An 11,966-nucleotide genomic window follows, 5' to 3' on the forward strand; every position below is an offset into this window, starting at 1 on the left:
ATGGACAACCTTTCGCAAGAGCACGCCGTGTCGCGCCAGGGCGGCGCGATGCAGACCGATGGCGACGGTCAGGAATTTCTCGTCTTCACGCTCGGTGAGGAGGAGTACGGCATCGACATTCTGAAAGTGCAGGAAATTCGCGGCTACGACGCCGTCACGCGCATCGCCAATGCGCCGGATTTCATCAAGGGTGTGATCAATCTGCGCGGCATCATCGTGCCGATCGTGGACATGCGCATCAAATTCCGTCTGGGCCGCGTGGAATACGACACGCAAACGGTCGTGATCATCCTGAACGTGGCGGGGCGCGTGGTCGGCATGGTCGTCGACGGCGTGTCCGACGTGCTCACGCTCGCACGCGGCGAAATCAAGCCGGCCCCCGAGTTCGGCGCGCAACTGGCCACCGAGTACATCACGGGCCTGGGCACGGTCGAAGGCCGCATGCTGATCCTGATGGACATCGAAAAGCTGATGACCAGCTCGGACATGGCGCTGATCGAGCGTCTGGCGAGCTGAACGACCGGATGACGCCGACGGCATGACGTCGAACGCCGGCGCGGGACGAGACACCCGCGGCGCCACCTCACAGACATAACCCATTCACCCAACGTCCACGGAGACCGAGCAAGTGCGCGATAACCAGCCCGTTACCCAGAACGAATTCGTCATCGGCGAGCATCAGTACCTGATCTCACGGACGGATCTGAAGGGGCGGATCACGTATGCGAATCCCGCCTTCGTGGAGGTGAGTGGCTATTCGCGCGAGGAATTGCTGGGGTCGCCGCACAACATCGTACGCCATCCGGACATGCCGCCCGAAGCGTTCGGCGATCTCTGGGAAACGGTCAAGCGCGGCGACACGTGGACCGGGCTGGTCAAGAATCGCCGCAAGAACGGCGACTTCTACTGGGTGCTGGCGACAGTCACGCCCACGATGGATAACGGCGCGGTCGTGGGGTATACGTCCGTGCGCGTGCGCCCGGCAGCCGGGGCGACGGCGCAGGCCGAAGCCATCTATGCGCGCTTTCGCAGCGGCCAGGCGGGCAACCTGCGCATTCGCGGCGGACAGGTGGAGCGCGGCGGCATTCACGCATTGCTGCGCAAGATCCGCCTGGACACGCTGCGCGCGCGCCTGACCGGCATCATCGTGCTCGGCGCGATTCTGCTCGCACTGGTCGGCGGTCTCGGCCTGTGGGGGGTGTCGAGCAGCAACGACAAGCTGCTCAGGGTGTATCAGAACGGCATGGTACCGGTGGCTACGCTGGGTACGATCGGGCAGAAGCTCGACCGCGACGTGTTGCTCGTGGCCGAAGCCGTGGGCAGCCCGAACCTCGACGCGATGAAGCGCGCGGGCGACGAGATCGCGAGCAGCCTCGACGACATCAACCGCCAATGGGCGGAATACATGAAGACGGCCGATCCGGCCACGCGGGCGCAGGCCGAGCGGTTCGACGTGATCCGCCAGCGGTTCACCACCGACGGTCTTCTGCAGACGGTGGAGATGCTGCGCGCCGGTTCCGCCGAGGGCGCCCAGCAGACGTATCTGGAGAAAGTGAAGCCGGCCTACGGCCCGATGCGGGACGAACTCAACGCGCTCACGCGCCTCGAGCTCACCCAGGCGACCGATCTGTACCAGCACGCGCAGAAGGAGCACACGGTCGTGCGTGTGGCGACGGCCGTCGCGGTCGTCGGCGGCATCGTCGTGCTGTTCCTGCTCGGCAGCGTCCTGCGTCGCGCGATCAATCATCCGCTGCGCGTTGCGCTCTCCATGTCCAAGCAGATCGCCGCGGGTGACCTGACCGGCAGGGCCGAGAGCACGGGGCGCGACGAGATCGGCCAATTGCTGTTCGGACTGTCGGTCATGAAGAACAGCCTGCTCTCGATCGTCTCGGACGTGCGCGAGGGCATCGAATCGATCAACATCGCCTCGCGCGAGATTGCGGCGGGCAATACCGATCTTTCCGCCCGCACGGAGCAACAGGCCGCGTCGCTCGAACAGACGGCGTCGTCGATGGAAGAGCTCACGGCCACGGTCAAGCAGAACGCCGATAACGCCAAGCAGGCGAGCGCGCTGGCCGTCAATGCCTCGGAGATCGCCGCGCGCGGCGGCCAGGTGGTCGGCAACGTCGTCGACACCATGCAGGGCATCTCGTCGAGCTCGCACAAGATCGTCGACATCATCAGCGTGATCGAAGGCATTGCCTTCCAGACCAACATTCTGGCGCTCAATGCGGCGGTGGAAGCGGCGCGCGCGGGCGAGCAGGGTCGCGGCTTCGCGGTGGTGGCGGGCGAAGTGCGCACGCTGGCGCAGCGCAGCGCGGCGGCGGCCAAGGAAATCAAGGTGCTCATCGAAGACTCGGTCGGGCGCGTGGAAAACGGCTCGGCGCTGGTGGCGCAGGCCGGCAAGACGATGGACGAGATCGTGCAGGCCGTGCAGCGCGTCACCGACATCATGGGCGAGATTTCGGCGGCGTCGGCCGAGCAGTCAGGCGGCATCGAGCAGGTCAATCGCGCCGTGACGCAGATGGACGAAGTCACGCAGCAGAACGCGGCGCTGGTCGAGGAAGCGGCGGCGGCGGCCGGCTCGCTGGAAGACCAGGCGCATCGACTGCGCGACGCCGTGTCGGTGTTCCGCGTAGGCGACAGCCTCAAGGCGGCCGGGGCGACCGGCGCTGCGGGCGCTGCGGGCGCGGCGGGCGCGGCGGCGGCGCATTCGTCCCCCCGTGCGGTGCAGGCGACTCAGGCCACTCAGGCGCATCAGGCAAAGCGCGTCGCAACGAAAACGCAGGTGGCATCGGCCGCCGCACCGGCCCGCGCGAGCGCGGGCGGCGGCGCTTCGCGCACGGCCACGCGCCGTCCGCAGGCTTCCACCGCACCGGCCGCACCGGCCCCGTCGGCGTCATCTGCCGCGGATGGCCAGGTGCTGCAACTGGCGGAGCGTCGCGGCAAGGCGCCGGCGGGCGGGGCCGCAGGGGGAGCTTCAGGCGTCAAGGCGAGCGACCCGGGCGATTGGGAAGAATTTTGACCGTCGATTGATTCGGAAAGTTGGGATGGATACACCGGCGATGAGCCGGTCTTCAGGGGGTAGAGGTCGTTATGTTTAAGAATGTCACCATCCGGGCCCGGCTGACGCTGGCGCTTGGACTCTTCATGGTGCTGCTGGTCGTCGGCGCCGCAGTGGGCCTCGTGTCGCTGCGACAGAGCAACGCCTCGCTGCAGGAAATCTATTCCAACGACATGGCGTCGTCGCGTTCGCTCGCGCAGACCACCATCTCGACGCTGGCCGCGCGCGTGACGCTCTCTCGCATCGAGTTCATTGCCGACCCGACCGAGATCAAGACAGCGATCGACAGCGTACGCATCAACCTCAAGAAGGCGGACGACGCATGGGGCAATTACGCCGCGTTGCCGATGAGCGAGGGCGAAAAGCCACTGGCCGACGCCGTCATCGCCGCACGCGGCAAGGTGACCAACGAAGGCATTCTGCCCGCGCTCAAGGCCATCGAATCCGGCGATATCCCCGACTTCCACGCCAAGACGGTGATGGACGTGCCGCGCCTGTTCGCCGATTACACGAAGGCGATGACGGCGCTGGCCGACCTGCAGGTGAAGAACGCCGAAGCGCGCTATCTCGCGGCGCAGGCACGCTACACGATGGTGATGTGGATGGTCGGCATCGGCCTCGGCCTGGGCCTGATCGTCGGCCTTATTACGCAGATCACGCTCACGCGCGCCATCGTCGGTCCGATCGACGACGCCATCAAGCATTTCGAGAAGATCGCCAACGGTGACCTCACGCAGCGCATCGACGTGTGGAACGACACCGAGACCGGCCGCCTGTTCAAGGGCGTGAAGCACATGCAGGAAAGCCTTGTGCGCACGGTGGCCGAAGTGCGCTCCGGCACCGAGTCGATTACCTCGGCCGCGCAGCAGATCGCCGCGGGCAACACCGATCTGTCGGCGCGCACCGAGCAGCAGGCCGCGTCGCTGGAAGAAACCGCCTCGTCGATGGAGCAGCTCACGGCGACGGTTCGCCAGAACGCCGACAACGCGCGCCAGGCCAGCCAGCTCGCGGTCAACGCTTCCGAGATCGCCATGCGCGGTGGTCAGGTGTCGAGCCAGGTTGGCGAGACCATGGAGGGTATCTCCAGCAGCTCGAACAAGATCGTCGACATCATCAGCGTGATCGACGGCATCGCCTTCCAGACCAACATTCTGGCGCTCAATGCCGCGGTGGAAGCGGCGCGCGCGGGCGAGCAGGGTCGTGGCTTCGCGGTGGTGGCGGGCGAAGTGCGTACGCTGGCGCAGCGCAGCGCGGCGGCGGCCAAGGAAATCAAGGCGCTGATCGAAGATTCGGCGCGCCGCGTGCAGGACGGCACGGGCCTCGTCGCCCAGCAAGGTCAGACGATGGGCGAGATCGTTCAGGCCGTCAAACGCGTGACGGACATCATGGGCGAGATCTCGGCGGCGTCGGCCGAACAGTCGAGCGGCATCGAGCAGGTCAACCGCGCGATCACGCAGATGGACGAAGTCACGCAGCAGAATGCCGCGCTGGTCGAGGAAGCCGCGGCGGCGGCCGGCTCGATGGAAGAGCAGGCCAATCGCCTGAAGTCGGTCGTTTCGGTATTCCGTCTGGATGCGTCGCAAGCGGCGTCGGCCCATGCGGCGCCCGCTCTGGCGGCGCTGCCCGCGGCGCGCCCGGCGGTGAAGAAGGCGGCCGCGCCGGCAGCGCCGGCAGCACCGGCCGCGTCGGCTGCGACGCCGGGCCCGGCGCCCACGGCCAAGGCGGCACCGGCGCCGCTACGCAAGCCGGCACCCGCCGCGCCAGCCGCTGCTCGCACGGGGACGGACGACGCGAACGGCGACTGGGAAACCTTCTGATCGCATGACGGGCGTCGCGCAGGCGACGCCCTGGCAACACCCTACAGGAACGGTGCACGTGTTTCGCCCGGCGCAGTCCGGACCGGCGAGATGCGTGTCGGCAAGTGGCAACAATAGCAAGACAAGCGCCTTCGCGCGCCGCACATCGAAGCGGCCGCGGGGCGCGGGTAGTGGAGGTCACACCATGATGCAGTTGAGTCTCAAGGCAAAACTCTGGTCCGCGCTGGCGCTGATGTGGCTGGGGCTTCTGATTCTCGGCGGCTGGGCTGCCTGGCACGAACGCGACACGATGATGACGGAGCGGCGGGCCTCGGTGGAAAACATCGTCACGAGCGCCGACGGCATCGTGCGCGACTACGCGGCACAGGCGGCGGCGGGCAAGATCAGTGTCGACGAGGCGAAGCAGCAGGCCATGGAGCGGCTGAAGTCCATGCGTTACGGCGAAAGCGGCTATCTGGTCATCTTCAATTCGAAGCCCGTCGTGCTCATGCACCCGACGCTCGCCGATCTGGTGAACCGGGACGTTTCCAACTACAAGGACTCGAACGGCAAGCTGCTCTTCGTCGAGATGGCTCAAGTGGCCAAGCAAAAGGGCGCGGGCTTCGTCGAGTACTACGGTCGCATGCCCAACAGCGAGAAGCGTCTCGCGAAAGTCTCGTTCGTGAAGTACTACGCGCCGTGGGACTGGGGCCTGATGAGCGGTGTCTACGTGCAGGACGTGGACGACGCGTTCTACGCCACGTTGGCCCGCTATGGCATTGCCTTGCTCGCGATCGGCATCGTCGTCACGATCGCCATGATGGCGATCATCCGCAACGTTCAGCGCAGCCTTGGCGGCGAGCCCGAGTACGCGGCGGAAATCGCCCATCGCATTGCCGGCGGCGATTTGCACAGCCAGGTGAGGGTGGCGCCGGGCGACACCGCGAGCCTGCTCTATGCCATGCAGCGCATGCAGCAAACGCTGGCCGAGACCATCGGGCAGATCCGGCAGGGTACCGAGTCGATCACCACGGCCGCGCACGAAATCGCGGCGGGCAATACCGATCTGTCGGCACGCACCGAGCAGCAGGCCGCCTCGCTGGAAGAAACCGCCTCGTCGATGGAGCAACTCACGGCGACCGTCAAGCAGAACGCCGACAACGCACGCCAGGCGAGCCAGCTCGCCGTCAACGCCTCGGAAATCGCCCTGCGCGGCGGTCAGGTCTCGGGACAGGTCGGCGAGACCATGGACGGTATCTCCAGCAGCTCGAGCAAGATTGTCGACATCATCGGCGTGATCGATGGCATTGCCTTCCAGACCAACATTCTGGCGCTCAATGCGGCGGTGGAAGCGGCGCGCGCGGGCGAGCAGGGTCGCGGCTTCGCGGTGGTGGCGGGCGAGGTGCGCACGCTGGCGCAGCGCAGCGCGGCGGCGGCCAAGGAAATCAAGGCGCTGATCGAAGACTCGGCGCGCCGCGTGCAGGACGGCACGGCACTCGTGGCCGAGCAGGCCCGTACCATGGACGAGATCGTGCAGGCGGTCAAACGCGTGACGGACATCATGGGCGAGATCTCGGCGGCGTCGGCCGAACAGTCGAGCGGTATCGAGCAGGTCAATCGCGCCGTGGCGCAGATGGACGAAGTCACGCAGCAGAACGCCGCGCTGGTGGAGCAGGCCGCGGCTGCGGCCGGGGCGATGGAGTCGCAGGCCCATGACCTGCGCGTGGCCGTGTCGGTATTCCAAACCGGCAACACCGGCACGGGCGGCAGTGTGCACGCGATGCGCGCCGCGCACCGCGAACCGGCGCCGGCATTGGCGCGCGCCGCCTGAGTGAGCGACCATGACTGATTCGCGCAACAACGTACCGTTCTCACGTCGGGGGGCCGCAGGCGCCGACGCGGACGGCAGCGGCTCGCGCAGCGCGGAATTCGCGCGCGCGAGCGGTGCGGCCCTCTCGGGCGAGCGCGATTTCTCATTCTCGCTGGCCGACTTCGGTCGCATCCGCAATCTGATCTATCAGCGTGCCGGGATCGCCCTGGCCGAGCACAAGCGCGAGATGGTGTACAGCCGTATCGCACGGCGCCTGCGCGCGCTTGGCATGACGAGCTTCACCGAATACCTCGACATGCTCGAGGCCGACACCGGCGACGCGGAGTGGGAATCGTTCACCAACGCGCTGACCACGAACCTCACATCGTTCTTCCGCGAGTCGCACCACTTCCCTCTGCTGGCCGATTTCGTGCGCAACCGCGCCAAGCCGATCTCGATCTGGTGCTGTGCGGCGTCGACAGGCGAGGAGCCGTATTCCATCGCGATGACGCTGGTCGACACGCTGGGCTCGCGTCCGAACGCGAGCGTGCTGGCCACCGATGTCGACACGCAGGTCCTCGCGCGGGCCTCGGCAGCGGTCTACAACGGCGAGCAGACCGGCAAACTCTCGCAGGAGCAGTTGCGCCGTCATTTCCTGCGCGGCACGGGGGCGAATGCGGGCAAGATCAAGGTGCGCCCCGAGTTGCAGCAGCTGGTGACGTTCGAGCCGCTGAACCTGCTCGCGCCGTCGTGGCACATCGGCGGTCCGTTCGACGTGATCTTTTGCCGCAACGTGATGATCTATTTCGACAAGGCCACGCAGGCGCGCATTCTCGAGCGCTTCGTGCCCCTGCTCAAGCCGGACGGTCTGCTCTTCGCGGGCCATTCCGAGAACTTTACGTATGTGAGCCGGGCGTTCCGTCTGCGAGGGCAGACCGTGTACGAACTGGCAGGTGCGGGCGCACGGGGAGCCTGATATGGCGCAGCCACTGGCGGAAGCTCTCGCGACCAACCATTACTTCGACAACCAGTTCAACACGCCGGCGGTCAAGTTGCTGCCGTCGGAGTATTTCGTCACGACCGAAGACATCATGCTCGTGACGGTGCTTGGCTCGTGCGTGGCGGCGTGCGTGCGCGATACGGTCACCGGCATCGGCGGCATGAATCATTTCATGCTGCCCGACGATGGCGAGAGCGAGCGCGAGCGCATTCTCTCGGCATCGATGCGCTATGGTGCCTACGCCATGGAAATGCTCATCAACGAGCTGATCAAGCTCGGCGCGCGACGCGAACGTCTCGAGGCGAAAGTCTTCGGCGGCGGCGCGGTGCTCGCGGGCATGACCACACTGAACATCGGCGATCGCAACGCGAATTTCGTGTTGCGCTATCTCGAGATGGAGCAGATTCGCGTGACCGCGCAGGATCTGCTCGGACCTCATCCGCGCAAGGTGTGCTTTCTGCCGCGCACCGGCCGGGTGATGGTCAAGAAGCTGGGCGACCGGGGCGATCCGGCCATCGTCCAGCGCGAACAGGCGTACGCGCAGCGTTTGCGCGCACGCGAAGTACGGGGCTCCGTAGAACTCTTTGCGCCACCGGCCAGAAATGCCAAGCCTCGGCCGGGGCCTGACAACCGACAAATGGAGGAGGCTTGAGCGAACCAATCAAAGTCCTGTGCGTGGACGATTCCGCACTCGTGCGCAGCCTGATGACCGAGATCATCAATGCGCAACCGGACATGACCGTCGTGGCGACCGCACCCGACCCGCTCGTGGCGCGCGACCTGATCAAGCAACATAACCCGGACGTGCTCACGCTCGACGTCGAAATGCCGCGCATGGACGGCCTGGACTTCCTCGAGAAGCTCATGCGTCTGCGGCCGATGCCGGTGCTCATGGTGTCGTCGCTCACCGAGCGCGGCTCCGAGGTCACGCTGCGCGCGCTCGAACTCGGCGCGGTGGATTTCGTGACGAAGCCGCGTCTGGGCATTCGCGACGGCATGCTCGAATACGGCGAGATGATTGCCGACAAGATTCGCGCGGCGGCCCGGGCCCGCGTGCGCAGCGCCCCGCCAAAGAGCGCGGTGCCCGCACCGGTCGAGGCCGCCCCGATGCTGCGCAACCCGCTGGTGTCGACCGAGAAGCTGATCATCATCGGCGCATCGACGGGGGGGACCGAAGCGATTCGCGAAGTGCTCGTGCCGATGCCGCCCGATGCACCGGCGATTCTCATCACACAGCACATGCCGGCGGGCTTCACGAAGTCGTTTGCGCAGCGCCTGAACGGGCTTTGCCGCATCACCGTGAAGGAAGCGGAGCATGGCGAGCGGGTGTTGCCGGGGCACGCGTACATTGCCCCGGGCGGCGACACCCACCTTCAGCTTTCGCGCAGCGGCGCGAACTACGTGGCGTTGCTCGACCCGGCTCCGCCGGTGAATCGACATCGGCCATCGGTCGATGTACTCTTTCGCTCCGCGGCGGTGCACGCCGGGCGTAACGCGATCGGGGTGATCCTCACGGGCATGGGCCGCGACGGTGCGGCCGGACTGGTGGAGATGCGCCGCGCCGGCGCGTACACGTTCGCCCAGGACGAAGCGAGCTGTATCGTGTTCGGCATGCCGCGCGAGGCCATCGCGATGGGCGGGGCGGAAGAGGTGGTGCCGTTGCACGAAATGGCGCGCAAAGTGCTTCATCAGGTCGCGAAATTTGGCGAACGCACGCAACGGGTATAGTAGGACGCCTTTTTGGCACCTTTTCGCCGTATGCTTCGCCTCGGATTGCGAGCACACTCAGGGCACTGAGTGATGGCGGATTTTGCCCGTGAATATCGCCGGCATCCCAGCGGGATGTCGGCAGAATTGGAGTGATGATGGTAGACAAGAACATGAAATTCCTGGTCGTCGACGATTTCCCGACGATGCGACGCATTGTGCGAAACCTGCTCAAGGAGTTGGGCTTCTCCAATGTCGATGAAGCGGAAGACGGTGCGGCCGCCCTGGCCAAACTGCGTGGCGGCAATTTCGAATTCGTGGTCTCGGACTGGAACATGCCGAACATGGACGGCCTGACGATGCTCCAGCAGATCCGCGCCGACCCGAACCTCGCGAAGCTCCCGGTGCTGATGGTGACGGCCGAAGCCAAGAAGGAAAACATCATCGCTGCCGCCCAGGCCGGCGCGAGCGGGTACGTGGTCAAGCCGTTCACGGCCGCCACGCTCGACGAGAAGCTCGGCAAGATCTTCGAGAAAATGGAAAAAACGGGGGCCTGAGCGTGACCCACGACGCGAGCACTGAATGGCCGGGCGAGCCCGACGCCGCTTACGTGACCGGTGAAGCCGACCCGGCCGAGCGCATGCTCATGCGTATCGGGCAGCTCACGCGCATGTTGCGCGACAATCTGCGCGAACTCGGGCTGGACAAGCAACTCGAGCAGGCGGCGGAGGCGATTCCCGATGCCCGCGACCGTTTGAACTATGTCGCGTCGATGACCGAGCAGGCGGCCGTTCGCGCGCTCACGGCCATCGAACTGGCCAAGCCGATTCAGGAGCGTCTCGAAACGGACGCCGCCGCGCTCGACGCGCGCTGGGCCAAGTGGTTCGACCAACCGCTCGAGCTCGACGATGCGCGCCAGCTCGTGCAGGAAACGCGAACCTACCTGCGCCGCGTGCCCGACGACACCCGCGCGACCAACAACCATCTGATGGAAATCATGATGGCGCAGGACTTTCAGGATCTGACCGGACAGGTCATCAAGAAAGTCATGGAAGTCGTGCAGGAGATCGAAAAGCATCTGATCCAGACGCTGCTCGAGAACATGCCGCCCGAGAAGCGCAAGGAAGCGGAAGATTCCCTGCTCAACGGTCCGCAGATCAAGAAGGAAGGCCGCACGGATATCGTGTCCGACCAGGAGCAGGTCGACGACCTGCTCGCGAGTCTCGGCTTCTGAGGCCGCCTCGTCCCGAACCCGAATTCGGCCCGGCCCCGTCGAACCGTGTCGGCGGGTCCGGCGCCGGGCGCCTTGCGGCGCCATTTTTGCCGCCGGCGTGAAATACCGCCCATTCCCGCCTCTATTCCCCCCTTTGTGACTTGACCGTTACGGCCATAATCGGTCGCGATAGGGTGGGTTCGTCCGCCCGTTGTGGATAGGGCATGGCTGAGGATAGCGATCTCGAAAAGTCGGAACCAGCGTCCCCTCGGCGCCTCGAAAAGGCGCGCGAGGAGGGACAGGTTGCGCGTTCGCGCGAGCTTTCCACGTTCGCCCTGCTGGCGGCCGGGGTCGCCGGTCTGTGGATGACGGCCGACCGGATCTCGCAGGGCTTCGGCCAGCTCATGCGCCGCGGCATGCAATTCGAGCCGGGCACCGCCATGGACACCCGCCGCATGCTGTCGTATGCCGCGCATTCCGGCGCCGACGCCCTGATGACCATCGCGCCGCTGTTTGCCGTGCTGGTCGTTGCCGCGATCGTCGCGCCGATGGCGCTGGGCGGCTGGCTGTTCACCACCCAATCGCTCGCACCCAACTTCGGTCGCCTTAACCCGCTCAAGGGGCTGGGGCGCATGTTCTCGACGCAAGGGCTCATCGAGCTGGTCAAGGCCGTGGCGAAGACGCTGCTGGTCGGCGCCGTGGCCTACTGGGCCATCGCGCGCGACAAAGATGCCGTGATGGGCCTGATGACCCAGTCGCCGCGCGCGGCGCTGCCGTACGTGGGCGAGATGATCGTGGTGTGCTGCGCGTTCATCGTGGCGTCGCTGCTGCTGGTGGCGGCGATCGACGTGCCGTACCAGCTCTGGCAGCACTACAAGAAGCTGCGCATGACCAAAGAGGAAGTGCGGCAGGAGAACAAGGAATCCGAGGGCGATCCGCACCTCAAGGCGCATATCCGACAGTTACAGCGCCAGGCGGCGCGCAGGCGCATGATGCAGGACGTGCCCAAGGCCGACGTGATCGTGACCAACCCGACGCACTTTGCCGTCGCCCTCGAGTACAAGGACAACATGCGCGCGCCGCGCGTGCTCGCCAAGGGCGTCGATCTCGTCGCGCAGCGCATCCGCGAGATGGGCGCCGAGCATAACATCCCGATTCTCGAGGCCCCGCCGCTCGCCCGCGCGCTGCACCGTCACGTGGAGATCGGCCATGAAATCCCCGCCACCCTGTACACGGCCGTGGCCGAAGTGCTGGCGTGGGTGTTCCAGCTTCGCCGCTGGCGTACCGAGGGGGGCGCCGCGCCGCGCACCCCGTCGGACCTGCCGGTGCCGGCCGAGCTCGACGCGCCGCGGCACGTCGGGCCGAAACGAGTGTAA

At 66.1% G+C, this 11,966-nt stretch carries 10 protein-coding genes; all 10 read left to right on the forward strand.

Going from position 1 to position 11,966, the window contains the following annotated elements; all coding sequences use genetic code 11:
* The 10 genes from LV28_RS24495 to flhB all read left to right on the forward strand — a co-directional run bounded on the left by LV28_RS24495 (window position 1) and on the right by flhB (window position 11,966).
* Window positions 1–516, forward strand: coding sequence for a chemotaxis protein CheW (locus LV28_RS24495; RefSeq protein WP_023598346.1), 516 nt, complete (start codon window positions 1–3; stop codon window positions 514–516).
* A 112-nt stretch (window positions 517–628) separates the two neighbouring features.
* Window positions 629–3,025: a methyl-accepting chemotaxis protein gene (locus LV28_RS49455; RefSeq protein ID WP_048806486.1), complete on the forward strand. Its 2,397-nt coding sequence runs from the start codon at window positions 629–631 to the stop codon at window positions 3,023–3,025.
* Window positions 3,026–3,096: 71 nt separating this feature from the next.
* Entirely contained in the window at window positions 3,097–4,881 is a 1,785-nt protein-coding gene (locus LV28_RS24505) for a methyl-accepting chemotaxis protein (RefSeq protein WP_023598348.1), read from the forward strand.
* A 184-nt stretch (window positions 4,882–5,065) separates the two neighbouring features.
* The gene (locus LV28_RS24510) at window positions 5,066–6,691 is read left to right on the forward strand and encodes a methyl-accepting chemotaxis protein (RefSeq protein ID WP_023598349.1); all 1,626 of its coding nucleotides are present in this window, start codon (window positions 5,066–5,068) and stop codon (window positions 6,689–6,691) included.
* A gap of 10 nt (window positions 6,692–6,701) precedes the next feature.
* Window positions 6,702–7,646 (forward strand): CheR family methyltransferase, encoded by a 945-nt coding sequence (locus LV28_RS24515; RefSeq protein WP_023598350.1) that lies wholly within the window; start codon window positions 6,702–6,704, stop codon window positions 7,644–7,646.
* A gap of 1 nt (window position 7,647) precedes the next feature.
* The gene (cheD, locus tag LV28_RS24520) at window positions 7,648–8,322 is read left to right on the forward strand and encodes a chemoreceptor glutamine deamidase CheD (protein ID WP_023872636.1); all 675 of its coding nucleotides are present in this window, start codon (window positions 7,648–7,650) and stop codon (window positions 8,320–8,322) included.
* Window positions 8,319–9,398, forward strand: coding sequence for a protein-glutamate methylesterase/protein-glutamine glutaminase (locus tag LV28_RS24525; RefSeq protein ID WP_023598352.1), 1,080 nt, complete (start codon window positions 8,319–8,321; stop codon window positions 9,396–9,398). Before cheD ends, LV28_RS24525 begins: the two co-directional genes overlap by 4 nt.
* Window positions 9,399–9,535: 137 nt before the next feature.
* Entirely contained in the window at window positions 9,536–9,934 is a 399-nt protein-coding gene (gene cheY, locus LV28_RS24530; RefSeq protein ID WP_023872635.1) for a chemotaxis response regulator CheY, read from the forward strand.
* Between the two features lie 53 nt (window positions 9,935–9,987).
* Window positions 9,988–10,611, forward strand: coding sequence for a protein phosphatase CheZ (gene cheZ / locus LV28_RS24535; protein ID WP_029754507.1), 624 nt, complete (start codon window positions 9,988–9,990; stop codon window positions 10,609–10,611).
* A gap of 203 nt (window positions 10,612–10,814) precedes the next feature.
* Window positions 10,815–11,966, forward strand: a complete 1,152-nt coding sequence (gene flhB / locus LV28_RS24540; protein ID WP_023598355.1) for a flagellar biosynthesis protein FlhB — start codon at window positions 10,815–10,817, stop codon at window positions 11,964–11,966.

Source organism: Pandoraea pnomenusa (assembly GCF_000767615.3).
Classification (GTDB): Bacteria; Pseudomonadota; Gammaproteobacteria; order Burkholderiales; family Burkholderiaceae; genus Pandoraea; species Pandoraea pnomenusa.